Here is a 25,321-nt window from a genome sequence, read left to right as displayed (position 1 = left end):
TCGCCACTTTCCAGACTGCCTTGTCCTCACCAGGCTGGATATTTCGAACGACGATTTTTTGATTCTTTTTCACTTTTACACCGTTTTAGATTTTTTAAGAGGGCAATTTCATATAACTCGTTATTAGACGAATTGAATGTATAATATTGGCCTTTTGTTACATATTATACGAACTTTTAATGTATAATTATTAGTGAAATTATTAATAATCACTTAACTAGTTTTAGTTTACCAATTTTTATAAAATTATGCAAGAAAAATGCTTGGAAGAAACAAGGCGGGAATTAAAATTAAGAAATTATAGTTTCAAAACTATAAAGGCCTATCTCGGTTGCTTAAGAGAATATTTTGATTTTAAAAAATTTAATTTAGAAAAAATAGACGAGGAGAATATAAAGCAGTTTTTATTGAATAAACAAGACAAAAATTATTCTTCACAAACGATAAATCTTTACCCTGTTAGATAGTAAACATCTAACGGGGTTTACTTAAATGCAATAAAATTTTTTACCGCGAAGTATTGAAAATTCCCGAAAAGATAAACTTAAAATTCGCCAAGCGAAGCAAGAAACTACCGATTGTTCTATCAAGAGAAGAAATCAAAAACATCATTGATGCAATCAGAAACCCAAAACATAAATTGATAATCTCTTTGGCTTACGGCGCCGGCTTAAGAATCAGTGAAGTTGTTAGTTTAAAAGTAAAAGATGTTAATTTAGAAGAACTAACTATCCATCTTAAAAACGCTAAGGGTAAAAAGGACAGAATCACTATTTTCCCGGAAAAAATTGAAACCGATCTTCAAAACTTAATCGCTGGCAAAAATTTAAACGACTATCTTTTTGAAAGCGAACGAGGCGGAAAGTTAACTGAACGGACAGCTCAAAAAGTTTTTGAAAACGCGCTCCGGGGAGCCAGTATCAAAAAAGACGCGACTTTTCATTCATTAAGACACAGCTTTGCGACGCATTTATTAGAAAATGGCGTTGATGTTAGGTATGTGCAGGAACTTTTGGGTCATCAAAATATCAGAACAACCCAAGTTTATACTCAAGTAACAAATCCAAAGATTAAAAACATTAAAAGTCCATTATAGAACAGGGTAAAAAACTTAGAAGTTTTACCCAAAAGTTTAAAAAATTAAAAACACTTTAGATAATTTATAAGAAACGACCCAAAAATTTTTTGTGGGATTTTTTAGGCAAACGGGCCCCGAAGTATCCAAATTTTATCGGGAACTACGGGGCAAGCAAAAATTTTTGTTTACCACGTAGCAAACCAAAGGCTTTGCTATGGGGGCTGCGAGCTGTTGGTAAAATTGCAAAGCAATTTTGCGTTAATCGGCGTCTAGACTTTGCTCAAAGAAAATTCTGACATCGTCCGCTGTTTTTCTGCATTTCACTCAATATCTTTTATCTTTTTTTCCTACCTACTACCTACTATCTCCTATTTTCTTGGTGGAGATGAGGGGATTCGAACCCACTGACCCGCTTACGCTTCACAGGGGTTTTACCCCTTTGAATTACCCCTTGAACAACGGGGAAAGCTTCTTTCCCCGAACCCCTTTTGCAGTTTTTGAGCCAAGTTCTGTTTTATCCATATCTTGCCTCTTTAAGCAAAATTTCATATAACTGTCTTATAAGGGTAATAAATTTTATCTCAAAAGAGTCTTTGTCCGACATGAGTTCTTGCGTCAAACTTCTGTTCCTGCAATCATTCTGAGAGCCTGCAGATACTTATTGCTTGTTTTTATAACTATCTCTTCAGGTATCTCTGGAGCAGGGGGCGTCCTATCCCAGCAGAGAGTCACAAGGTAATCCCGTACAAACTGCTTGTCAAAACTGTGCTGACTCTTACCCGGCTCATATTCATCCTTTGGCCAGAAGCGGGACGAATCAGGTGTAAGCGCCTCATCTATAAGAATAATCTCATTGCCACTAAAGCCAAATTCAAACTTGGTGTCTGCAATAATTATGTTTTTTGATTCTGCGTATTTATTCGCCTTTTCATATAGGGCTATGCTTATGTCTTTTAGTCTTATGGCAACATCTTTTCCTATCATGTTCTCAATGTATTCTTGTGTTACATTTATGTCATGGCCGACATTCTTTTTTGTTGCTGGGGTAAAAATCGGTTCTGGCAACTTGTCTGACTCCTGGAGTCCTTTGGGGAGATTTATCCCGCAAATAGAATGTGTCTTTTTGTATTCTTTCCAACCAGAGCCGGAAAGATACCCTCTTACCACACATTCAATCGGTAGAGGATCTGCCTTTTTAATTAACATGGAGCGGCCGCGTAATGCTTCCTTATATTTTTGTACCTCTTCTGGGAAATCATCAACATTGGTGGTGATAAAATGATTGGAAATTATATCTTTGGTGAACTCAAACCAAAACGCCGAAAGTTTTGTCAAAACCTCCCCTTTGTGAGGGATTGTTGTAGGCAATACCACATCAAAGCAGGATATTCTATCAGTTGCCACCATTAAAAACTTGTCTTTGAGATTATAAATCTCTCTTACTTTTCCTCTTTTAAAAAACTCAATTCCACTTAGTCTTGAAAATTGCAATGTTTTATTTATCATAGAGTTTGTGAGCTCAACTTTCTGATTACCTGATTGGTCGCCAATTTGCCCAGCCCTCAAGTAAAACTTAAGGAGCGGGATTCACATTTTATCCGCCACCGTCTGTTAACAAGCATTTTCGGTTTATTTAAATTCTTCTAATGCAATGGTTATGTCAATATTTTCTATATCCTGTTCTATAAGAGGCGGGAGATTATATAGGCCTGTTTTTTCTTCAAATGTCTGCTTCTGTTTTTTATAGATTATGCCCAGTGGTATTTTATTATCCCATTCATCAGCCTTTTGAAGTGCAAGTACTTTATCAGACGAATCATAGGATGGTTCTAATTTATAGGCCTTTTCAGAATACCACTGATATGTATTTTTCTTATTGAACACAACGCAGGGCTGTAAAACATCTACAAGTGAAAATCCTTTATATCTGATTGCCTCACCAATCAACCAGGAGAGGTGTTTTGTATCTGCACTATATCCTCTTGCAACAAATCCACAACCTAATGAGATTGCCATTGAAACAGGATGTAGGGGCTCTTCAAACACTCCTTGTGGCTGAAATTGCGTTACATAACCAATATCTGTTGTGGGCGATGCCTGTCCCTTGGTAAGCCCATATATCTGGTTGTTGTGTACAATAACGGTTATGTCCACATTTCTTCTTATGTTGTGTAGAAGATGGTTTCCTCCCTCACCATAACAGTCTCCGTCACCTGTTGTGACAATAACTGTGAGTTTATGGTTTGCAATCTTTGCTGCAACGGCAACAGGAAGCGCCCTGCCATGAAGCCCATTAAAACAGTTGCATTTTATATAGTGAGGAAGTTTTGCAGCCTGACCTATCCCCGATACAAGAAGTATATCTTTTGGCTCTTTATTAATATTTACAATCGCCTTTTTTAGTGCAGTAAGGACACCAAAATTGCCACAGCCTGGACACCAGGTAGGAGAGTCAGAACTTAAGAAGTCTTTTTGCTCCATAATTTCTCCAATTTCTCCATCAGGTAATCCACATCAAAAGGCCTTCCATCAAATTTAAGTATAGAAGCATCGGGTTTAATGCCTGTCTGGCTAAAAAGAAGATTGCCCAACTGAGAGCCTGCATTGTTTTCAACATTGACAATAGTTTTGGCTTTCATTAGAACAGAAATAACACCTGAAGATGGGAATGGCCACACCTGTGAAAGATGAAGGAAACCCAAACTCTTTTCTTTAAAATTCTCGCAAGCTTCTTTTAAAACACCGTATGTGGAGCCAAAACCGACAAGGATTATCTCTGCATCTTCGTTGTAGGTTTCAGGAGACTGAACCTCCTGCATTAAACCCTTCATTTTTTTGTAAAATCTTTTTTCTACCATTCTGTTTCTTATCTCTGCATCTTCGGTTATGTGTCCTTCTTCTGTGTGCTCATCGCTATCAACATATATTACACCTTTTATCCAGGAAGGAATTGCACGAGGAGATATCCCATTTTCTGTAAGAGTATATCTTTTGTATGAATTCACACCCTCCGATTCATCTTTCCCTATGATATGTCTTTTTGTAATCATAGAATTTGGATCAAGGATTACATCCCTGTAAGAATCTGCAAGGTGCTGGTCCGTCATAATAAAAACCGGTATCTGATATTTTTCAGCAATATCAAATGCTTTTATCGTTAAATAGAACGCCTGTTCAATCGTGCCGGGTGTAAATATTGCCCTTGCAAATTCACCATGCCCGCTATGGAGAACAAAATTTAAATCTGCCTGTTCTGTTCTCGTCGGAAAACCTGTGGCAGGGGCCGGCCTCTGTGCATCAACAATTACAACGGGTGTTTCTGTCATACCGGAAAGGCTTACCCCTTCAACCATAAGGGCAAGACCTCCGCCCGATGTTCCGGACATTGAACGAACACCTGCAAAAGATGCGCCTATTGCCATGTTTATTGCAGCAATTTCATCCTCTGCCTGTTCAATAACAATATTGTAGTTTTTTGCAAAATGTGCAATAACATTCATTATGCTTGTAGAAGGGGTCATCGGATATGCCGTATAAAATTTGCAGCCTGCTTTTATGGCCCCAAGTGCAATGGCATCATTGCCGTTCATTAAAAACTTTTTAGTGGGTCTGCAACATACTATCTTGTATGTATCCTGTTTATATTCTTGCGTTGTAAAATCATAGCCTTGTTTTGCAGATGCAATATTGTTTTCTATTATCTGAGTCGTCTTATCGGAAAATGCTTGTTTTAAACTATCCTCTAAGATTTTAAAATCAATGCCTGTAATACTTAACACCACGCCACAGGCAACAGAGTTTATAAATATTTCAGAGCCATATTTTTTTGCTATATCATAGAAGGGAACATCAAAAATATCGTCTTGCAATATTTTAAACTGTTTTTTATCTGCTATTATGATTCCGTTTTTTGCAAGTTTATGTTTATGGATTTCAACGCTGTTTTTATCCAGCGCAACAACAATGTCAAATTTCTGACGAAGGGTATACGCAGGAGTATTTGATATCCTTATCTGAAAAAAGTTATTTCCTCCTCTTATGCGGGACATATAATCCTGGTTTGCAAATATATGACAGCCTGTATTTTTAAACAGGCCACACAAAACCATACCTATTGTTTGCATTCCCTGTCCTGCTTCACCGGTTATTGTTATGGTAAATTCTTTTCTCATAAGTTTTGCCCTTGAAACCCTGTCGCCAGTCCCTGATTCGTATCAAAATCCTTCTCTTATAACCGTTTCTTCAAAGTCCTTTCTTTTTAATCTTGGAAGAAGCGGATTGCTTTTATTATAAAAACCCACTGCCATAAGCATTGCAACCTCATATCTATCGGGGATATTAAACGCTTTTTTAACCCTGTCCTGTTCAAACCCATCCATAGGATGTGTATCAATGCCCATATCTTTTGCAACAAGCATAAAACTCATAGTAAAAAGCCCTGCATTTCTTAAAGCCAGTCCTCTTGAATTCATATCGCCTCCATAAAGCATCCGGGCAAGACCATTCAATGACTGCCTTTCTTCTTCCTTATGGTATCCCTTTTCAACCATATCATCAAATATTTCGTTCATTCGGTCATACCCGTTTTTATCGGCAAGAATAATTAGCATAGCAGGTGCCTCTTCAACCTTAGGCTGGTTTAATGCACATTGTCTTAGCTTTTGCTTGTTTTCGGGTTTTGTAACAAGTATGAATTTCCAGGGTTGGAGATTAAAAGATGAGGGACATAGTTTGGCTATATCATAAATTTTTTTTATAGTAGCCTCATCTACGGATTTGGTGGTGTCAAAAAAATTTACAGACCTTCTTTCCTGAATTAAATCTTTTAATTGCATAGCACCTCCTTATGTGCCCGACAAGAGACGAATCTGGTCGGCTTTTTGATACATTATTAACTTAATAGACACACCAAAATATGTAAATTGTTTGCTTTTTACTTTTTATTGACTTTTTCTACTTATACAAGATAGGCTTTATTTATCTTCCGGGCCAATTTCATTATTATCCAGAAAGTATATTCCTTTATAAAGTTGGTGGTCAAACATTTTGCTGTATTCTGTCCAGGCAGAGGTAGGGTCTTTGTCTTTTTTTAATATATTTTCAAATCCTGCAAGTTTTGCATCTATGTTGTCAATGTGGTGAACGGCAATTGCTTCTGTGCATTGAGGCCTTTTGGGAGCGCCCCATTCTATCTCTCCATGGTGACTTAATATTAAATGAAGAATAATATTTTCTATGCTTTTGGGAAAGTTTTCTATGCGGTCAATAAGCCCTTTTGCGATTGTTGCGCCAAGTATAATATGCCCGATAAGTTTTCCACTGTCTGTATAATATATCGTGGTATCATATGCCAGCTCTTCTGTCTTACCGATGTCATGCAGAACAATGCCGGCAATAAGGATATCTCTGTCCAATATCGGATAAAACTCTATTAGAACCTCGGCAATGTTAAGCATAGATACTGTATGCTCAAGAAGTCCGCCCAAGTATGCATGATGGAATTCCACAGCGGCGGGTGCTGTTTTAAACGCAACGGACATTTTTTCATCCCTAAAAAGATTTTCAAAGAGTTTCACAATATACGGATTTTTTATTTGCTTTATCACAGAAATAAGTTTATCCCAGAGTTCTTCTATGTCTTTATCTGTGGTGGGAATATATAAGGAAGGGTTAATATTTTTTGATTCTGTACGAATAAAGTTGCTTATGTTCAGTTGTAACTGTTTTCTATATGAGCCAACAACACCTGTTATTCGGACATAATCGGCCACATTTATGGTATCGGCAAGATTTCTGGTTATATCCCATTTTCTTGCTTCAATGCAACCTGTTTTATCAGAAAGGACAAGTGTAAGATAAAGGTCTCCTTTTTTTGTAGTGGGCACTTGTTTTTCTCTCACAACATAAATGCCGTCCACAAATTCACCCTCTTTAAGTCCGTTAATAAATTTATGTGAGATGTTTTGTTCCATATCATTTAATTTTGGTTTTTAAGAAATCTACAAGTTCTCTGTCAATATTATTTATATGACCCACCCACCAGTCCACTAACATAACATTCATATGCAGCATAAGTTTTTTATCTATACCCTGTTTTGATATTTTATCTATTATATCGGCGAGTTCTTTTTTAAAATGTTCGTGCTCACTGAATAGTTCAACATACAATGGCCAACGGTGTTCTTTTGCAAGATGCTCTTCTGTTTGGAAATGCCTTATAACATACTTACTTAAAAAACTTGCTGTGTCTTTTATTGTCTGATCGTAACGATCATTTTCACACATTGTTAGAAGAGTATCTGTCCGTTTAAATATTTCCTTGTGGTCTTTATCTATAACATCAAGTCCAAGAATTATCTCTTGCTTAAAATGTGAAGGCATATCGCACCCCTTTTTCTTCACTCGTAACGATCATTTTCACACATTGTTAGAAGGGTATCTATCCGTTTAAATATTTCCTTATGGTCTTTATCTATAACATCAAGTCCAAGAATTATCTCTTGCTTAAAATGTGAAGGCATATCGCACCCCTTTTTCTTCACATAATATTACCATTATTTCAGGAAACTTGCAAGAAGATTTTTTAAAGGTTATAATAATAAATCCTTTATTGCGTATCTTACGCGGAAATCTAAAATGAAATTTTAGAAAGGATAAGAGATGAAAAAAAAATTAAAAACACCATCTAATATTCACAGAAAAAGAGTTCATGGTTTTCGTGCAAGAATGTCCACTCAAGATGGAAGGAAGGTCCTGAAAAGACGAAGACAAAAAGGAAGACATAAATTAACAGTTTAAAAAGCAAAGCCTTACGGGCATGAAAAACAAACAACAAAAGTGGTTTAAAACCGTAACAGAGCAAGGTGTTTACAAAAAGGGCAGGTATCTTGTTTTGTGTTTTATTGAAGGCACAGATAAAACAAGGGCTGCTTTTATAATAAGTAAAAAAAAATGTAAGTCTGCTGTGCGCAGAAACAGGATAAGAAGGTTGCTCAGAGAAGCCTTAAGACAAGTCTCCTCTAACCTGAAACAAGGACTTGATATTATTGTATTCGTAAAGCCTCAAATGATTTTGTTAACAAAAAAACAGGCCGTTCCCCGTTCGCCCACAGCTCTTAAGTTTTACGAGAAGCAGGGTTTATTTGCAACAATAAAAGATGAGATGGAGAAACTGTTTAAGACATGAATAATGTACTTATAAAATTTATTAGAATACTTATCTTTATAAGAAGGCTCGTCCTGCCTATTGGTTGTTGCAGGTTTTATCCGACCTGTTCAGAATACATTATTCAGGTATTTGAAAAATTTTGTTTCTGCAAGGCACTGGTTTTATCTGTTAAAAGAATAATAAGATGTAACCCACTGTGCAAGGGCGGTTATGACCCAACAGGTGACAGGCGACAAAGGACAGGTGACTTGTGACGGGTAACAGGTGAGAGAGAAAAATTTAGTCCACAGTCGCCAGTTACCAGCTACCATTGACCAAGAGCGGGAGGATTAAACGATGAATCCAAGATATATTGTGGCAATGATAATATTGATTGCATTTATGCTTTTTTATCCCTGGTATATGAGTAAAATAACACACAGACAGAAAGAGCCCCCACAGATACAACAGGTTGAACCGCCACAATACATTGGTTATCAAAATGTTATAAAAAAAGAAGTTGTCCACAAAAGAATACCTTTTCAGACAGAAAGTTTTCTTCTGGATTTTAGTAAAAACGATGGCTCTATAAGAAAGGTTGCGTCTGAAAAACATGAAGTAATAGGGGAACCGCACCCTCTTGCCATTATAAATGCTGACGATATGAGCCAGATAAGCCCTTTTTCCTTTAATTTGACAATTGTAAAAGATAATAAACCCATAAATATCTCACCAACAGACTTTAAAACAAATATAGGACGTTTAAAAGCTACTTTCACTGGGATATATGAAGAAGGGATAGAAGTTATAAGAGAAATACAAGAGACTGATGAAAATGTTCTTCATTTAAGTCTAAAACTTAAAAATTTGTCTGAGTCAGACATAACAGCCTATTATACAATAGGTTGTGCATCTGGCATTTCTATAGATGCACCCAACGATAAAGCACTTATAGAGGTTCTTAGTTTTACAAACCAAAGGTTTTATAAAGAACCATTTAGAAGGGCTCTTTCCCAGTTAAAAGAAAGGGTTGGACAGACAAACTGGGTAAGTATAAGAAGCAGATATTTCTGTGTTTTATTAAAGCCGGAGGGTAGACCTGGTTCTGCGGTCGTTTACTCAAATTTGGAAGACGATAGAGGAGTTGTAGGATTAAGGTCCCAAATTTTAACATTAAAACCTGAAGGGGAGTATTCCGAAAACTTTAAATTATATGTAGGGCCAATAAATTATGAAAATCTTAAAAAAATAGACCCCACAGCAACAAAAATTGCCGAATTAGGTATGCTACATGTGATATCAAGAATGCTTTTGGCAACCTTAAACTGGGTGTACTCCTGGACAAAAAATTATGGGATAGCCATAATATTTTTATCAATATTCATTTCTATTGTTTTGTCTCCGCTTTCTATAAAGAGTGCTATTTCTATGAAAAAAATGCAAGAAATACAACCCAAGATGCAAGAAATAAGAGAAAAACACAAGGATAATCCTCAAAAAATGAATACTGAGCTGATGGAAACCTATAAAAAACACAAAGTAAATCCATTTGGTGGATGTCTACCAATGCTTCTTCAAATTCCTATATTTTTTGCATTATATCAAGTCCTAATGAGATCGGTAGAATTAAGGGGGGCGCAATTTCTATGGATAAAAGATTTGGCGGGTCCGGATAAAGCCTTTCGTCTTCCATTTTCTTTACCTGTTATAGGTGAATGGCTCAATATGCTGCCTGTTTTTGTTATAGGTGCAATGTATCTACAACAAACTCTTACATCAACACAAACAGTTACAGAACCAAGCCAAAAGATGCTGGTTTATATTATGCCTCTTATACTTGGTTTTGCATTCTATTCTATGCCCTCCGGATTTATTCTGAATTTTCTTACAAGCACACTTGTCAATTCAGGAATACAAATATTAGTCACACATAAACTTCAAAAATAATTATAAATGAAAAACAAAAAACCTGAAATTCCGACATGTGGATAAAACAAGTATTTCATTCCCCTTTTAGGAAAGGGGCTGCCCCGAAGTGACGGGTATTTCCCTTTTGTAAAAAAGGGCCATCTAAAAATAGGGTTATACAACAGTTCCAAACTGTTAATGTTCCACGTGGAACACTAGAGTCTGTGAGCATAACCCACAAGCACCAGGATACAAATCACACACCCAGAGGGTACCCGAAGCACCAAACAATATTCAATGACCAAATTACAATAACCAAACTTTTGGAAATTCGGGCACCCTTTGGGTGTGGAATTTGTATCTTCGGATACTCCCTGGGTGTGGAATTGAGGTCATTTATTATTTTTCTTTGTCACCTGTTACCGCCGGTCGCCAGTCACCTATTCTATGGGGGTCGTGCAACGGGGCCTTTTAGCATCAACAGGAAATATTGTGAGTAAAACTATCTCTGTTTGCAACCAAAAAGGTGGTGTTGGAAAAACCACCACTGCAATAAATTTAAGTGCTTTTTTGTCTCAGAGCGGTAAAAAGACGCTTATAGTAGATTGCGACCCGCAGGCAAATGCAACAAGTGGGCTTGGTGTAGACAAAAAAAATATAAAATACAACACTTATGATGTAATAATGCAACATATTCAACCGCAAGAAGCAGTGATCCCTATCCTTATTGAAAACCTATTTATAATTCCCTCCAACATAAACCTTGTAGGAGCAGAATTGGAGCTTGTTTCTGTGCTGGGACGGGAATTTAGAATAAAAAATTCGATAGAAAATCTTCGGTCTTCTTATGACTTTATAATATTAGACTGTCCCCCTTCTTTGGGACTTTTGACGATAAATGCTTTGGTAGGGTCTCATTCCATTCTTATACCCCTTCAATGTGAATATTTTGCATTAGAAGGGGTTGTCCAATTAATAGATACTATTCAAAGGATAAAACGCAGTTTAAATCCTGTTCTTGAAATTGAGGGGGTGCTCCTTACAATGGCTGATCATAGAACAAGATTTTCTACAGAGATCATAAGTGATGTCAGACAATACTTCAACAACAAGGCTTATGACACTGTTATCCCAAGAACAATAAAATTAAGTGAAGCCCCGAGTTTTAATAAGCCCATAAGTCTTTATGAACCATTTTGTACCGGCGCAATAAAATACAAGGAATTTGGAGAAGAATTTTTAAGAAAACAAAAATGTGGGATAGCTGGACCGCTACCAAGCCCCAATAACAGGTGATAGGCGAGACTGGTGGCAGGCAACAGGGAAAGGAGTTTTTATTATTTTTTATTTTCCAGTCACCGGTTACCGGTTATTTGTCACCACTTACCAGTCGTCTTAAGGAAAGGGGATATATGGGAAAAAAGTCTCTCGGTAAAGGATTGAGTGTTCTTATATCAGAACAAAATAAGACAGCAGATATTGAGGGAGAAAGGGTAATAAACATTCCGGTAGAAAAAATTATACCCAATAGATTTCAGCCCAGAGAAAAATTTGATGAAGAAAAATTGAATAATTTAATCGCCTCCATAAGAGAAAATGGCGTTGTCCAGCCCATACTTGTGCGACGCTGTGGAGAAAAATATGAAATAATAGCCGGAGAAAGAAGACACAGGGCAGTAAAATCCCTTGAAATAAAAGACATTCCGGCCCTTATAAAAGATGTTACTGATACAGAACTTTTAGAATACGCTCTTATTGAAAACCTACAGAGACAGGATTTAAATCCCATAGAAGAAGCGAAAGGATATGAAAAACTCGTCAAAGACTTTGGTTTTACACAAGATGTTGTTGCGCAAAGAGTTGGAAAAGATAGGTCTACTGTTGCAAACTGCTTAAGAATTTTAAAACTTCCGCAGATAATTCAAGATAATATTTCACGTGGAACACTATCAATGGGACATGCAAAAGCACTTCTGTCTATTGAAAACCCGAAAACCCAGATTTCAATATCTAACAAAACAATAAACTTTGAATGGTCAGTAAGACGGTTAGAAAATGTGCTAAAAAATATTATTTCAGGCAAAAAAACAAAGTTGTCAAAGGACCAGAACATTGTCCAACTTGAACAAGAACTACAGCAGATATTGGGAACGAGGGTAAGGATTACACACGGAAAGAAAAGGGGACATATTGAGATAGAATACTTTTCATTGGATGATTTAGACAGGGTGCTTGCAATGTTAAGAAAAGCAAAGATATAAACATAATTTATTTATTTACAATATATTAAAACTTACAGGTTCGCCCTCATGAGGACACTTCTGGGTGAAGTAAAAAAGATACATATGACAAAAAACAGGATTGATCAGACATTTGAAAGACTAAAAAAACAAAACAGAAAGGCTTTTATTCCATATATAACAGCAGGGTACCCTGACATAAAAACAACAAAGATTTTGGTCCAAAAGTTTGAAAAAATTGGGTGTGATATTGTTGAGCTCGGTGTTCCATTCTCAGACCCCATTGCAGACGGACCTGTTATACAGATGGCATCGCAGAAAGCATTAGAAAAGGGTGTGAGTCTCAAAATCATAATTCAGATGGTAAAAGAATTAAGAGAAAAAATAAAAATTCCTATTGTTCTTATGGCATACTATAACCCAATATTTGTTTATGGGATTAAAAAGTTTGTCCAGGATGCAACCAAAAACGGTGTTGATGGTGTAATTATTCCGGACCTCCCGCCCGAAGAAGCACAAGAGATTATAGATATTGCAAAAAAGTATTCTCTTAATACAATATTTTTGCTTACCCCAACAAGTTCTAAAAAAAGGATCAGGATAGTCGCAAAGAAAGGGACAGGTTTTATATATTATGTAAGTGTAGTTGGTGTTACAGGTGAAAGAAAAGAACTCCCTGAACAATTAGTAGAAGAGATAAAGTTTATTAAAAGCCTTACACACAGACCCATATGTGTGGGATTCGGGATATCAAATCCTCAACAGGCGAAAACACTTGCTCAACATTGCGACGGCGTTATTGTAGGAAGCGCAATTGTGAAAAAAATCCAGGAGAATGTCCACTCAAAAGACATATTAGGAAAAACAGCCTTTTTCGTAGAAGGGCTTTTAAGGGCAGTCAAATCATAACAACTTAAAGGAGGGATATGAAAAATTAGTTGTATTTTATTTGTTAACGGTTTCGGGGGCTTTGTACTGTCAGGATATTGACACACAGGTACCTGAACTTTTGGGGCTTAAAATTATACCGGCAGATTTTTCAGGTAATTGTACAATAACACTTACAACACAGGATCAAAAAATAAGTCTGAAAATTGCTAAATTGGGCGACAATATAAGAACAGAAATGGATTTAACAAAAATATCTGGGTTAGATGCCGCAACAGTAGCAGAGATAAAAGAACTTGGCTTAAATGAAACTGTTGTCATTATAAGACAGGATAAAAAATTATTTTGGGTTTTATATCCATCAAAAAAAGGATACATAGAAATCTCTCAGGAACAAATAAATATAATCCCCAAAGATATTGAATATACAAAAATAGCAGAAGAAACCCTTAACGGTGTTGTCTGTGATAAATATAAAATCAGTACAAAATCAGACAAACAAGAAATAAAAGCATATTACTGGCTATCAAAATCTCAGCCCAGTGTGCCTATCCGATCTGAGGTAGAGACAAGCGATGGAAAGATAGTAATTGAATTCTCTGATATAAAACTTATTTCTCCTGCAAAAGAATTATTTGAAGTACCCTCCGATTATAAAAAATATACTGACCCGATGCAGATGCTTATGGGAGAGCTGAATATTAAATAGAATATGCTTGAATTCACTGCCAACAATTGTTAGGGATTGATGATAAGAACAATAGGTTAATCTATGAGCAACAACAAAATTTTTTCATTGGGCATAGAGTTTAGTACTCAATCAGTAAAGTTAATTGTGTTAGATATAGAACGCGGAGATACAGTTTATAAGAATAAATTTGATTATGATAAGGAATTTCCAGAATATCATACAGAAGGCGGGGTACTTAAAAACACTCTGCCTGAAATCAGACATACATCTTCTTATATGCTGATTGAATCGCTTGATTGTGTTTTTAAGAAATTGTTAAATGACAGTATAGATTTGAATCAGATATACATTATTAAAATAGATGCAATGCAACACTGTACAGTATATGCTAATGGGTTATTTAAGTGTATATTAAAAAACTTAGATTCAGGAAATGGTTTGCTTAAACAATTAAAACCTGGTATTACAAGAAGTACAATCCCGATATGGGAAGACAGAAGTCCGATTGAAGAAGTTAAATTTCTTACAGGTATTTTAAAAAAGAAAGACAGAATCATTAAACTAACAGGCAATAAAGCAGAATTAAGATTTCCCGCGGCACAGATAATAAAGTGGGCAAAAGAATCGCCAGAAGAGTATAAAGCAACTTCACATATATTTTTATTAAGTGCGTTTTTAACTTCAATTTTAATAGGCAAAATAGCACCTGTGGACACAGGCGATGGATGGGGCACCAATCTGAATACACTTAATATTAAATACCCCCAATGGAATAAGATTGTTCTAAAAAGTATTGATGGCTATTTGAATAAAAGCAGTTTCTATTCACCTCTTGAAGAAAAAATAGGCAAGATGGTAGATTATGATACAGTAGCAGGAAGTGTGTGTAATTATTTTATTAAAAAATATGGGGTTAATCCGCATGCCACAGTATTGGTCGGGACAGGGGATAACCCTGCTACATTATTAGGGTGTGGTGGCAATATTGTTATTTCTCTTGGAAGCAGCTACACGGTTAATGGAGCAATAAAAGAAATTACACCCTCTATATCAGGTGAATATAATATATTTGGTTATACCAGAGGAAGAGCAATGGCTTTAAGTGTTTTTACCAATGGAGGAAAAGTGCATGAACATTTCTTAAAAAAATATATAACAAAATCATCTATTGCCGAAATAACAAAAAAAGACTGGGATTTATATGTCCAATCAGTCGGCAAATCAGAGATAAGCAGTCAAGATAAGATTATGCTCCCTTATCTTCTTGATGAATCTACTCCTTTATGTAAAAAAGGTATAGTAAGAGATGATTTTAAGGAGGATGAAAAAGAAACAAACATAAGAGCCTTGCATCTCTCTTTTGCACTTGCTCTTAAGGCTCACTCCTCACACTTGAGTAAAGTGAACACACTCTGTATCGCGGCGGGTGGTTCAAAAAATCCTGTTTTGCGACAGTGGATTTCAGATGCATTTAACGCAAAAAGTTATACTATAAAAAATTCCGAATATGCGGCCCCACTTGGCTGCGCAATAAGCGGTGCACTGTTTTTGACAAAAACTTCTTATAAGGAGGCTGTGGCAAAATATGTGCAGATTGAAAAAGAAAGTTTTATTAAACCAATACCTGAAAATGTAAAAGGTATGAAATTTTTAATTACATATTACAATGAACTGGAACAAAAACATCTAAAAACTTGGGGAGGTGAAACATTATGTATAAATTAAAAGACTTATCGTACCAAAAAAAGGTAAGGGGTAAAGAAACTCTTTTAAAGCATATGAAGGCCTTCAGGTTAGATTTAAAATTTTCAGTGGGTATATGGTATTTTTGTCCTGCTGGCGGAAGGTTTCATGAAAGATATGTGGAAAACAAAACAATAAAAGAAAAACTAAAAATGGCAGAAGAGATGGCAGAATTTGGAGTTAAAGGGATAGAGGCTCATTACCCTGCAGAAGTTAACTGGGACAATATTGACCTTTATAAACAGTTAGAAAAGAATACAGGTATAAAATTAGTTGGGGTTGGGTTTTCACATTTTTTTGAAAAAGATTTTGAATTTGGTGCGCTTTCAAGTCCGTATCCCAAAATAAGAGATAAGGCCATTAAAATTGCAGTTGAAGGCCTGAAGATTGTAAAAGAATCGGGTGCAAGATGCGCCATCTCCTGGCCAGGGATTGATGGTTATACCTATTCGCTCGGCACAATATTTTATTGGATGTGGAACAATTTTGAAGATGCACTTGCAACAGCGATGGATGAACTACCCGGTGTAAGAATTGCAATAGAACCCAAGCCCTATGAACCTGCTCCGAATAATGTTTACAGAACAACAGCAGAGGGTATTCTTGCCGCCGAGAGGATAGAGAAAAAATTGAAAAATAAAAAGAATAAAGATTTACTGGATAAAGGGTATGCACTTGTTGGACTTAACCCGGAAATAGGCCATGTCAGGATGGGCTATGAAGATGCCGCCGCAGCTTATTCATTGGTTGGATTGGAGGGACGGCTTGCGCATACTCACTGGAATAGCCAGCCACTGGGAAATTATGACCAAGACTTGAATATTGGCGTTCTGGAGTGGCAGCAGGCAGAAGCGTTGCTTTATGTATTAAAAATGATGGGTTATGATGAATTTTTCGGGATTGATATAAATCCTGAGAAAATGCCGGTTAAAAAGGCAATAGAAATTAATACAAAAGTTTTGAATATAATGAATGAAAGAATTGAATCCTTGCCACATGAACAGATTATTGATGCTTATATTGATCCGGCTAATAATAGAGGAAGAATAGAAGAAATCTTGCTCAATACAATGAAAAAATAAAAAAGATGAAAGTGATGTTAGATTAGTATTGATCCACAAAACTTAACATTTTAAATTAGATGCAATGTCTGCATACTCTTGCTCTGACTGAGTAGAGGAACAGGAAGGCGCGCAAGGGGGCTGTAAAATGAGTTTATATGTCTAAATTTCGGACATTGATGGCATTTTTCTCTATAAACTCTTTTCTTGGTTCTACCTCGTCTCCCATCAGCACTGAAAAAATTTCATCAGCCTTTACGGCATCTTCTAATGCTATTTGTGAAAGGGTTCTTTTCTGTGGATCCATTGTTGTTTCCCACAACTGAGACGGATTCATTTCTCCAAGTCCTTTGTATCTCTGTATGCTCATTCCTTTTTTCCCATTGCTGATCACTTTTTCAAGTAATTCTTTTAAGGAATTTATTTGTTCTGTTGCAATCTCTGTCGGCTGGCTTATGGCTGTGCGGGATTGTTTTTCTGATGTTATTTCTAATATAGGTTTGTTTTTTTCAGTGCAATGATAGTTTTCTAATCTCAAACCAACTTTTTCAAGTTTCTCCTCAATTTTTTTTAGCTGGTATGCTTCATAAAACTCTGTAACTTCCATTTCTTCGCCATTTGTTTGTACCTGCTGTGAAATTTCCGAAAGTTCTTTATCGCTATAAAGAAACGCAGCGCTGCCATTGGTTTTTAATCTATATATAGGAAATTCACCCGTTTTCTGTTTTTTGTTTTTTATATACTCTTCTAACGAAATATGTTTTCTCTTTAACGAAACATCATTTTTTTCCAATTGAAGAAGTATCTGTAGTAGTTCTTTTGTTTGTTTTTCAGTAAGGTTTTGCCTGTCTTTTAATCTTATAAATGTCCGCCCTTCTGTTCCAAGGTCCAGGAGAAGGTCGCTTAATTTTTCATCTGTTTCTATATATTCTTCTCTTTTACCCCTTTTTACTTTATAAAGAGGCGGTTGTGCAATATAAATAAAACCTCTTTCTATAAGTTGGGGCATCTGCCTGTAAAAAAATGTAAGAAGAAGTGTTCTGATGTGGGAACCATCTACATCCGCATCCGTCATAAGAACAACCTTATGATATCTTAATTTTTCTAACGAGAACTCTTCCTTTCCTATGCCGCAACCAATGGCAGTTACCATTGTTCTTATTTCTTCGTTGGTAAGTATCCTATCTATCCTTGCTTTTTCTACATTCAATATCTTTCCTTTTATGGGGAGTATCGCCTGAAAGCGTCTGTCTCTTCCTTGTTTTGCACTACCACCAGCAGAGTCTCCTTCTACAATAAAAATTTCACACAGGGCAGGATCCTTTTCGGAGCAGTCTGCAAGTTTTCCAGGCAAAGAGCCGCTTTCCAGAGCGCCTTTTCTTCTTGTGAGTTCTTTTGCTTTTCTTGCGGCTTCTCTTGCTCGTGCAGCAAGCAGGCATTTTTCAACTATCTTATTTGCAATGGGTGGATTTTCCTCAAAAAATGTTCCAAGCCCATCATTTACTATGGATATAACTATTCCCTCTACTTCACTGTTTCCTAATTTTGTTTTAGTTTGACCCTCAAATTGCGGATTTGGGACTTTTAAGTTTATAACACAGGTAAGTCCTTCTCTTGCATCATCCCCGCCAAATGAGCTATCCTCCCCCTTAAATAAATTTTTGTTCTTTGCATGTTGGTTAAGTGTTCTTGTAAGTGCTGTTTTAAGTCCTATAAGATGTGTCCCGCCTTCTGTGGTATTGATATTATTAACAAAAGAAAAGATGTTTTCTGAATATCCTTCGTTATACTGAAGTGCTATTTCTACACCTGTGTCATCTTTCTTGTTTTCAAAGTATATAACCTTTTTATGAATCGGGGTTTTATTTCTGTTAAGATGTTCTACAAAAGAAACTATACCGCCCACGAAATAAAATTCCTCTGTTTTTTCTATTCTTTCGTCTGTAAGTATGATCTTTAGTCCTTTGTTTAAGAAGGCAAGCTCTCTTAACCTGTTGGCGAGAATGTCGTATTCAAATACCCTTTTTCCAAATATTTCTTCGTCCGGGAAAAAGGTTATCTTTGTGCCTGTTTTTTTACTTTTTCCTATCACTGTAAGGTTTGATACGGTTTTTCCTTTTTCATACCGTTGATGATACACCTGTCCGTCTCTTTTTACCTCTACTTCTAACCACTCTGAGAGAGCATTTACAACGCTTACACCCACCCCATGAAGCCCCCCTGAGATTTTGTATGCATTGTGGTCAAATTTTCCTCCTGCATGAAGGGTTGTAAGAACGACTTCCACTGCTGGCTTTTTTTCTGTTTTATGTGTGTCTACGGGGATACCCCTTCCATTGTCTGTAACAGAAAGGCTGCCGTTTTCGTTTATAGATACATTTATCTGTGTGCAAAAACCTGTCATTGCTTCATCTATAGAGTTGTCTACAACCTCACATACAAGATGATGAAACCCTCTTGTTCCGGTATCACCTATATACATTGAAGGACGCATTCTTACCGCTTCTGTGCCTTCAAGTACCTGTATTGTTGTTGCATCATAGTTGTGTGCTTTTTCCATGTTTATTTTACTCCTGCTCTATATCTTATTTGTTGAACTCTATCTTCTCCTAATACTGTTTGTGCTTTTTTAAAAATTTCTTGGTGATATTTGTTTTGTATCTCATAAAGCCAGGCAGAATTTTCTACTTCTATCGTTAGTATTCCCTTTGCAAGTTTTACAGGTGTCGTATGTTTGAAAACCTCTTTATCCACAATTTCGCCCCACAAGCAGAGTGCTTTTTGTCTTTTTCTTTTTTTTTCTATATCAGATAGAACCTCTTTTAATATATGAGATATAAATCCAAATTTATCTTCCACAATAATTACTCTAATGCAATAGGAAGGACCATATGAAAATAATCCATACCCTGTCCGTCCTTTATTTTTACTACTGACACTTTCCCCACCTCTGTGTCTACTATATCTATATCAATCTCTTCGTCGGGTAGATTTTTTACTACATCTATAAGATAGTGAGGAACAAATCCTATGCTTATCTCTTCTGCCTTATAGTTTGTGTCTATTTCTTCTCTTATTTCTCCTATATCTGGTGTTATTTTTGAAATAACAAGTTTATTTTTCATAATATCTAATTTAATTGCAGGGTCATCTATTGTGGTAAAAAGTGCCGCTCTTTTTAGTGCGCCCAGCCATTCTTGAGTTTTTAGGTGTATCCTTTTATTTCCCTGTTTTGGAATAACCTGTTTATAGTCCGGAAACTGCGCATCAAGGATTCGTGATATTAGGTTTAAATTGATAGAAACCCCGGATTGGAAAGTATCAATGTTTGTTGAAAAACATATTTGGTTGTCTGTTAAAGATATTTCTACATCTCCAGATTCTTCTATAATTCTTTGAATTTCATTTATAGTTTTTGTTGGCACTGTAATATTTTTTTCAATTTTATTTTCTGGTGTAATTTTTTTATCTACATACGCAAGCCTTCTTCCATCTGTTGCAACAAATCTTATAGTATCTTTCATAAACTCAAAAAATATGCCATTCAACCCATATCTTTCTGTTTCACGTGATGTTGCACAAGAGGTTAAAGTGAGTGCTTCCTTTAATTTTTTTTGTTCTATTTTAATCTTATTAGTTTCAGAAAAAACTGGAATTTTAGGAAAATCCTCTCTGGGGAGCCCTATAAGTCTAAAAAAACATTTTTGACAGTCCATTCTTAAGATATTGTTTTTTAATGAGGAAAAAACAATTTTTTCATTTGGTAATTTATCTAATATCTCCCCTATTCTTTTTCCGGGAATAGTTATAGAGCCTGCTTCTTCTATATTTATATTTTCACTATTTGAGGTTTGAATAGTTGTTGTCATTGCAATATCAAGGTCTGTTGATGAAAAGTGTATCCTGTCTTTTTCTACATCTATAAGAATGTTTAATAATATTGGTAGTGTTGTTTTTGTAGATACAACATTTAGCACAGGTTTGATTGTTTTATATAATACATCTTTTTTAATTTGAAATCTCATATCCCCTCCTCAATTAAAAATCAAATATCAAAAATCTAAAAGATACAAATCCCAAACAAATCTCAAATCCCACACCCAAAGGGTACCCGAAGCACTGAATCCCCGTTTGTACAGGGACAAGCCTCGTTCTCTATATTTAATTTTAACAAAACTATGGACAAAAGTCAAATCCGCCTCTGATTGATTCAGGGCCTGCCCCGTCATACTGCGGTAGCCCGCACCCGCCCACATGTGGTCTTGAGCACCGGACTTAATGGGGTTTGGAGCTTACAGACTTTATTTTTTTATATATTTTCCGCCTGGAAGTTTTTTTATAAGTCCTTTCACCTCAAATTCAAAAAGTTTTGTACTCAAGCGCGGGATATCTATAAGAAGTTTTTCACTTATGGTATCAATATGGATGGGCTCTTCTGACAAAAGATTTAATACAGGGTCATCTGTCGGATATTCTGTATTGTTGTTTTCCTTGTCATCTTTTTGCCAGTATGAAATATGGGATTTAAGCACCGGTTGAAGTTCTTCAAGTATATCTGTTGCACTTTCAACAATCTTTGCTCCCTGTCTTATAAGGTCATTTGAGCCTCTGTATCGTTCAGAACCTCCCGGACCCGGGACAGTAAAAACCTCCCTTCCCTGCTCAAGTGCAAGTCTGGCGGTAATAAGAGCACCTGAGTATCTTGTTGCCTGAACAACCACTACTGCAAGACAAAGCCCGCTTATTATACGATTTCTTTTTGGAAAGTTTGTCTTAAAAGGAGGGGTTTGAGGCGGGAACTCTGAGATAATGGCTCCTTTTTTTATAATATCCTCATAAAGTTTTTTATTTTCTTCCGGGTATATAATATCAACCCCGCATCCCATAACCGCAATTGTTCTTCCTCCACCTTTTGATGAACACAGTACTGCTCCTCTATGTGCTGCTGTGTCAACACCCCTTGCAAATCCTGAAACAATAGTAATTCCGGCACCGCCGAGCCCTGAAGAGATGGTTTCTGCAATATTTAGTGAATGGTATGTGGAACTTCTTGAGCCAACTATTGCAATCCTTGCAACATCGCCTTCAAGATTACCAAGGGTATACAGCACAGGAGGAGGGTCCGGAATAGTTTTAAGAAAACCAGGGTATTGAAGGTCCGACAACGAGATTATATCTATACCTTTCTTTCTTGATGTGAAAACTATCTGGTCTGCTTTTTTAAAAATATCAGAGGATTGAATTTTTTTTGCATCAAAGGCTTCTTTCGCCGAACCAAACCTCTCTATAAGTTTTGAAATACCAACTGCCCCCAGTCCTTCCACAAGAGAAAGAAGAAGATAGTATCTTGTATCGTCTTTCAAGACTCTAACCCCACTGTTTTTATTATTTCATCTGCAATATCAGAGGGTTTCTTATCCTTTGTTGAAACTGTCCAGTCTGCCTGATTGTAGTAAGGTTTTCTTAACAAGATAAGTTTTTCAATTTCTTTTCTGACATCAGGCACATTAAGAAGTGGTCTGTCTGTCTGCTCTGATGTTCTTTTCAAGACATCTTCAATATCAACCGAAAGGTGTATGACAACTGAATTTGTTTTTAAGTGATACATATTCTGTCTTTTTAATACAACTCCTCCCCCTGTTGCAATTACAGAGTTTTCGCTTTCCGGAACTTCTTGACAGACTTCAGATTCAACTACTCTAAAAAAGTTTTCTCCATCCTGTTCAAATATTTCTTTTATTGTTCTTCCTTCTCTGCCTTCTATTACCAGATCCATATCCATAAATTTCATACCCAGATGTCGTGAAAGAGATTTCCCAACCTCTGTTTTGCCGGCGCCCATAAATCCTACAAGCACAATGTTGCCGTTTCCTTGTTTTAGCGCTTTCTTTCTTTTTTCCCTTGAATTTTTCCCCATTGCAGGATCCCAGAAACACCCCTCTGAAATTCCGGCCATCTTTAGTCTTTTTATCAGATGTTTGCCCTTGTCTATGGCTGTTATTGTATGCGCACCTGAACCTATACATATAGGAACTGATTTGTCTGCCATAAATTTTAAATAGTTTATGTATTGTTCAATAAACTCTTTAGGATAATATTCTGAAAAAATTATAAGCTCGGCATTTGCTTCTATGGCTGTTTTATTTCCTACACAAATACTTGCCAGGTCATTATGTGCCATACCTGGAACAACTGAAAAGTCATCAAATTTTGGAAACCTTCTGTGTTGAAACTCCTTAGGAGGAAACCACCAGGGATGTGCTATAACATCTATACACTTTTCTCTTGCAAGTTTGCAAAGAAGCGCATGATGGCGAGCAATAATAAGTTCCCTATCATAACTGCTTACATATGACCCGTGCACCGCTCCAAGCACATAATCAGGGTCCAACATCCTGCAGGTTTCTTCATCCAACGGCAGATCGCCCCGCGGCCCCTGCAGTACTACTTCTATTCCACTGTATACTTTTAATTCCTTTTTTAGGCTGTTGAGCTCTTGTTTAATTGTCTCATATACTTCTACTTCACCCCTGTCAAAAATATGCTCGCATACACCAATTGAGGCATATCCCAATTCACATCCTTTTTCTACAATACCTTCAAGGTTCATTGTAGGGTCTGCATCTTTTGAATATGTTGTATAAATGTGATAATCCATCTATTGCTCCGTTCTTTAAATTTTTGTTTTACAGACGCTTTTCAGAAAGGAGCATTTCATAGGGGCTCTCACCCCTCTGATGCTCACTCTGTTCGCTCTCACCCCTTAACAACCCCCAAGCAGTATGCCTTTTAATAATTCATCATACATGCTATCTTAATTATAGAACTGCACACCATTACATCTCCTCAACAGCATTTATTCCAAGAAGATAAAAACCGCTCAATAATACATCTTTTACACCTGAACACATTCTTATTCTTGCGCTGCTTAAGGGTTCGTTATCCGATATTATCTTGTGTTTGTTTTTATCCTGATAATATGTTGAAAAAAGACTTGCAACATCAAGAAGATAATCTGCTATCATTGAGGGTTCATTTGAATTTGCGGCATTTATAACAATTTCAGGATAACGGTATAAGGCCCTTACAACCTTGAATTCCTGCTCGTCTTTCAAGGGTTGTAGAGTCACATCTTTTTCAATCGGCTTTCCATATCTTTTTAAAAGGCTGGAAAGCCTTGCGTTGATGTATTGAAGATAAGGGCCTGTCTGTCCTTTAAAAGTCTGATCTTGCGGGTTATATGAAAGTGCCTTCTCAATATCAAAGTCTATATCTTTTATTCTTTTATTTTTTAAATCAGAAAATATAACTGCTGCAACGCCGACATTTCTTGCAATGGTCTGTTTTGCTGTTTCAGAAAATGGTCTGTCTTTCATTATAATACCCACATAATTGTTTGAAAGAGTAAGAACATCTTCAAGAAGCACAACCCTGCCTCTTCTTGTTGACATCTTCTCACCCCCGGACCTTATCATACCAAAATCAATATGGAAACACCTGTCAGCCCAAGAATGGCCCATCATTTTAAGAACCTGAAATACCTGTTTAAAATGAAGCCTCTGGTCCTGCCCGACAACATAAAGCATTTTGTCAAATCTATACTTTTCGTATCTATATATTGCACACACAAGATCTCTTGTTGCATAGAGTGTCGCTTCATCGCTTTTTCTTAACAAAAGAGGCGGCATACCAAATCTTTCAAGGTCCACTATCAGTGCACCCTGACTTTCTTTTGTCAAACCCATGGAACTTATTCTTTTTATAAAATCTTCTGTTCCAGTATTATAAAAACTTTCGCCTGTTACAGAGTTAAATTGGACACCTAATATATCATAAATCCTCTGAAACTCTTTTAAGCTAATGACTTTAAATTTTTCCCATAATAAAACAACACCCTTCTTGCCTTCTTCAAGTTCCTTAAACCTTGTCCTTGCAATTTCTTCTAAAGAAGTGTCCTTTTTTGATTCTTCATGGAATCTGACATATAATTCAACAAGATATTTTACAGGGTCATCTGAATCAAGAAGTTCCTGTTTCCCCCATTTTTCAAACGCAACGATAATTTTTCCAAACTGTGTTCCCCAGTCTCCCAGATGATTTATTTTTATCACATTATATCCGAGATATTCATATATACGAGAAAGGGAATTCCCGATAACGGTTGACCTTAAATGTCCTACACTAAAAGGCTTGGCGATGTTGGGCGATGAGAAATCTATCACCACTGTTTTTCCCCTGCCCTGTTCTGATTTTCCAAACCCACCTTTCTCTATCTGATTCAGTGCCCTTGATATAAAAATCTCTGTGTTAAGAAAAAAATTAACATATCCACCGCTTGTTTTAACCTCTTTAACAAAATCTATCTGCGCTATATTTGACGCAATATCGGTTGCAATCTTCTGAGGAGATTGTTTAAGAACAGAACCTAAACGAAAACAGGGAAGCGCATAATCCCCCAAATGCTCCTCCGGAGGAATCTCAATAAGACCATCAATATCCTGTGAGGGCAGATGAAGAATCTCTGACAATACCAATGATATGTTATATCTGAAAATATCCATAATT

24 protein-coding genes are annotated in these 25,321 nt (G+C 36.4%); 12 read left to right on the top strand and 12 right to left on the bottom strand.

What is annotated here, in order from left to right:
- The first annotated feature begins 248 nt into the window (after positions 1–248).
- Both B9J78_04780 and B9J78_04775 read left to right on the top strand, forming a co-directional pair.
- Positions 249–467, top strand: a complete 219-nt coding sequence (locus tag B9J78_04780; GenBank protein ID MBA2124234.1) for a hypothetical protein — start codon at positions 249–251, stop codon at positions 465–467.
- Positions 468–526: 59 nt separating this feature from the next.
- Positions 527–1,096, top strand: a complete 570-nt coding sequence (locus B9J78_04775) for a hypothetical protein (protein MBA2124233.1) — start codon at positions 527–529, stop codon at positions 1,094–1,096.
- A gap of 597 nt (positions 1,097–1,693) precedes the next feature.
- On the opposite strand, the gene B9J78_04770 is transcribed toward B9J78_04775, so the two are convergent.
- The 6 genes from B9J78_04770 to B9J78_04745 form a co-directional block, all read right to left on the bottom strand.
- Positions 1,694–2,584, bottom strand: coding sequence for a phosphoribosylaminoimidazolesuccinocarboxamide synthase (locus tag B9J78_04770; protein MBA2124232.1), 891 nt, complete (start codon positions 2,582–2,584; stop codon positions 1,694–1,696).
- Between the two features lie 123 nt (positions 2,585–2,707).
- Complete coding sequence (locus tag B9J78_04765) at positions 2,708–3,559, bottom strand: 2-oxoacid ferredoxin oxidoreductase (protein ID MBA2124231.1); 852 nt, start codon at positions 3,557–3,559, stop codon at positions 2,708–2,710.
- Positions 3,538–5,250 (bottom strand): hypothetical protein, encoded by a 1,713-nt coding sequence (locus B9J78_04760; protein MBA2124230.1) that lies wholly within the window; start codon positions 5,248–5,250, stop codon positions 3,538–3,540. Before B9J78_04760 ends, B9J78_04765 begins: the two co-directional genes overlap by 22 nt.
- A 42-nt stretch (positions 5,251–5,292) precedes the next feature.
- Complete coding sequence (locus tag B9J78_04755) at positions 5,293–5,913, bottom strand: hypothetical protein (GenBank protein ID MBA2124229.1); 621 nt, start codon at positions 5,911–5,913, stop codon at positions 5,293–5,295.
- A 138-nt stretch (positions 5,914–6,051) separates the two neighbouring features.
- The gene (locus B9J78_04750; protein MBA2124228.1) at positions 6,052–7,050 is read right to left on the bottom strand and encodes a hypothetical protein; all 999 of its coding nucleotides are present in this window, start codon (positions 7,048–7,050) and stop codon (positions 6,052–6,054) included.
- Between the two features lies 1 nt (position 7,051).
- The gene (locus B9J78_04745) at positions 7,052–7,459 is read right to left on the bottom strand and encodes a hypothetical protein (GenBank protein ID MBA2124227.1); all 408 of its coding nucleotides are present in this window, start codon (positions 7,457–7,459) and stop codon (positions 7,052–7,054) included.
- Between the two features lie 279 nt (positions 7,460–7,738).
- On the opposite strand from B9J78_04745, the gene B9J78_04740 reads away from it, so the two are divergent.
- The 10 genes from B9J78_04740 (at position 7,739) to B9J78_04695 (ending at position 16,777) form a co-directional block, all read left to right on the top strand.
- Positions 7,739–7,876: a 50S ribosomal protein L34 gene (locus tag B9J78_04740; protein ID MBA2124226.1), complete on the top strand. Its 138-nt coding sequence runs from the start codon at positions 7,739–7,741 to the stop codon at positions 7,874–7,876.
- Between the two features lie 19 nt (positions 7,877–7,895).
- Positions 7,896–8,264 carry a ribonuclease P protein component gene (locus B9J78_04735; GenBank protein MBA2124225.1) on the top strand — a complete coding sequence of 123 codons (369 nt, stop codon included), beginning with the start codon at positions 7,896–7,898 and terminating at the stop codon, positions 8,262–8,264.
- On the top strand, positions 8,261–8,500 hold the full coding sequence (locus tag B9J78_04730; protein ID MBA2124224.1) for a membrane protein insertion efficiency factor YidD: 240 nt from the start codon (positions 8,261–8,263) through the stop codon (positions 8,498–8,500). The genes B9J78_04735 and B9J78_04730 overlap by 4 nt, the downstream gene beginning before the upstream one ends.
- Positions 8,501–8,582: 82 nt before the next feature.
- On the top strand, positions 8,583–10,172 hold the full coding sequence (locus B9J78_04725; GenBank protein MBA2124223.1) for a hypothetical protein: 1,590 nt from the start codon (positions 8,583–8,585) through the stop codon (positions 10,170–10,172).
- A 453-nt stretch (positions 10,173–10,625) separates the two neighbouring features.
- Positions 10,626–11,429, top strand: a complete 804-nt coding sequence (locus B9J78_04720) for a hypothetical protein (GenBank protein ID MBA2124222.1) — start codon at positions 10,626–10,628, stop codon at positions 11,427–11,429.
- Entirely contained in the window at positions 11,426–12,394 is a 969-nt protein-coding gene (locus B9J78_04715; GenBank protein ID MBA2124221.1) for a hypothetical protein, read from the top strand. Before B9J78_04720 ends, B9J78_04715 begins: the two co-directional genes overlap by 4 nt.
- A gap of 84 nt (positions 12,395–12,478) precedes the next feature.
- A complete protein-coding gene (locus B9J78_04710; protein MBA2124220.1) occupies positions 12,479–13,282 on the top strand; it encodes a tryptophan synthase subunit alpha in 804 nt (267 codons plus the stop codon).
- A gap of 40 nt (positions 13,283–13,322) precedes the next feature.
- Positions 13,323–13,970 (top strand): hypothetical protein, encoded by a 648-nt coding sequence (locus tag B9J78_04705; GenBank protein ID MBA2124219.1) that lies wholly within the window; start codon positions 13,323–13,325, stop codon positions 13,968–13,970.
- Between the two features lie 63 nt (positions 13,971–14,033).
- On the top strand, positions 14,034–15,677 hold the full coding sequence (locus B9J78_04700; protein MBA2124218.1) for a hypothetical protein: 1,644 nt from the start codon (positions 14,034–14,036) through the stop codon (positions 15,675–15,677).
- A complete protein-coding gene (locus B9J78_04695; GenBank protein ID MBA2124217.1) occupies positions 15,665–16,777 on the top strand; it encodes a xylose isomerase in 1,113 nt (370 codons plus the stop codon). The genes B9J78_04700 and B9J78_04695 overlap by 13 nt, the downstream gene beginning before the upstream one ends.
- 133 nt (positions 16,778–16,910) lie before the next feature.
- On the opposite strand, the gene B9J78_04690 is transcribed toward B9J78_04695, so the two are convergent.
- From B9J78_04690 to B9J78_04665, 6 genes are all read right to left on the bottom strand, one after another.
- Positions 16,911–19,322: a DNA topoisomerase (ATP-hydrolyzing) subunit B gene (locus B9J78_04690; protein MBA2124216.1), complete on the bottom strand. Its 2,412-nt coding sequence runs from the start codon at positions 19,320–19,322 to the stop codon at positions 16,911–16,913.
- Positions 19,319–19,630 carry a hypothetical protein gene (locus B9J78_04685; GenBank protein ID MBA2124215.1) on the bottom strand — a complete coding sequence of 104 codons (312 nt, stop codon included), beginning with the start codon at positions 19,628–19,630 and terminating at the stop codon, positions 19,319–19,321. The genes B9J78_04690 and B9J78_04685 overlap by 4 nt, the downstream gene beginning before the upstream one ends.
- Positions 19,621–20,781 (bottom strand): DNA polymerase III subunit beta, encoded by a 1,161-nt coding sequence (locus tag B9J78_04680; protein MBA2124214.1) that lies wholly within the window; start codon positions 20,779–20,781, stop codon positions 19,621–19,623. The genes B9J78_04685 and B9J78_04680 overlap by 10 nt, the downstream gene beginning before the upstream one ends.
- A gap of 276 nt (positions 20,782–21,057) precedes the next feature.
- Positions 21,058–22,119: a DNA protecting protein DprA gene (locus B9J78_04675; protein MBA2124213.1), complete on the bottom strand. Its 1,062-nt coding sequence runs from the start codon at positions 22,117–22,119 to the stop codon at positions 21,058–21,060.
- The gene (locus tag B9J78_04670) at positions 22,116–23,414 is read right to left on the bottom strand and encodes a hypothetical protein (protein MBA2124212.1); all 1,299 of its coding nucleotides are present in this window, start codon (positions 23,412–23,414) and stop codon (positions 22,116–22,118) included. Before B9J78_04670 ends, B9J78_04675 begins: the two co-directional genes overlap by 4 nt.
- Positions 23,415–23,592: 178 nt before the next feature.
- Positions 23,593–25,317: an arginine--tRNA ligase gene (locus B9J78_04665; GenBank protein MBA2124211.1), complete on the bottom strand. Its 1,725-nt coding sequence runs from the start codon at positions 25,315–25,317 to the stop codon at positions 23,593–23,595.
- Positions 25,318–25,321 lie beyond the last annotated feature (4 nt).

The sequence above is a fragment of the bacterium Unc6 genome (assembly GCA_013626165.1).
GTDB classification, from domain to species: Bacteria; Omnitrophota; Gorgyraeia; order Velesiimonadales; family Velesiimonadaceae; genus Velesiimonas; species Velesiimonas alkalicola.
This window is presented reverse-complemented; position numbering and strand designations above follow the sequence as displayed.

Coding starts and splice junctions, on each gene's coding strand:
- B9J78_04780 (MBA2124234.1), top strand. CDS start 249: ATGCAAGAAAAATGCTTGGAAGAAACAAGGCGGGAATTAAAATTAAGA.
- B9J78_04770 (MBA2124232.1), bottom strand. CDS start 2,584: ATGATAAATAAAACATTGCAATTTTCAAGACTAAGTGGAATTGAGTTT.
- B9J78_04680 (MBA2124214.1), bottom strand. CDS start 20,781: ATGAGATTTCAAATTAAAAAAGATGTATTATATAAAACAATCAAACCT.
- B9J78_04760 (MBA2124230.1), bottom strand. CDS start 5,250: ATGAGAAAAGAATTTACCATAACAATAACCGGTGAAGCAGGACAGGGA.
- B9J78_04755 (MBA2124229.1), bottom strand. CDS start 5,913: ATGCAATTAAAAGATTTAATTCAGGAAAGAAGGTCTGTAAATTTTTTT.
- B9J78_04745 (MBA2124227.1), bottom strand. CDS start 7,459: ATGCCTTCACATTTTAAGCAAGAGATAATTCTTGGACTTGATGTTATA.
- B9J78_04670 (MBA2124212.1), bottom strand. CDS start 23,414: ATGGATTATCACATTTATACAACATATTCAAAAGATGCAGACCCTACA.
- B9J78_04700 (MBA2124218.1), top strand. CDS start 14,034: ATGAGCAACAACAAAATTTTTTCATTGGGCATAGAGTTTAGTACTCAA.
- B9J78_04695 (MBA2124217.1), top strand. CDS start 15,665: ATGTATAAATTAAAAGACTTATCGTACCAAAAAAAGGTAAGGGGTAAA.
- B9J78_04765 (MBA2124231.1), bottom strand. CDS start 3,559: ATGGAGCAAAAAGACTTCTTAAGTTCTGACTCTCCTACCTGGTGTCCA.
- B9J78_04710 (MBA2124220.1), top strand. CDS start 12,479: ATGACAAAAAACAGGATTGATCAGACATTTGAAAGACTAAAAAAACAA.
- B9J78_04735 (MBA2124225.1), top strand. CDS start 7,896: ATGAAAAACAAACAACAAAAGTGGTTTAAAACCGTAACAGAGCAAGGT.
- B9J78_04725 (MBA2124223.1), top strand. CDS start 8,583: ATGAATCCAAGATATATTGTGGCAATGATAATATTGATTGCATTTATG.
- B9J78_04750 (MBA2124228.1), bottom strand. CDS start 7,050: ATGGAACAAAACATCTCACATAAATTTATTAACGGACTTAAAGAGGGT.
- B9J78_04730 (MBA2124224.1), top strand. CDS start 8,261: ATGAATAATGTACTTATAAAATTTATTAGAATACTTATCTTTATAAGA.
- B9J78_04665 (MBA2124211.1), bottom strand. CDS start 25,317: ATGGATATTTTCAGATATAACATATCATTGGTATTGTCAGAGATTCTT.
- B9J78_04740 (MBA2124226.1), top strand. CDS start 7,739: ATGAAAAAAAAATTAAAAACACCATCTAATATTCACAGAAAAAGAGTT.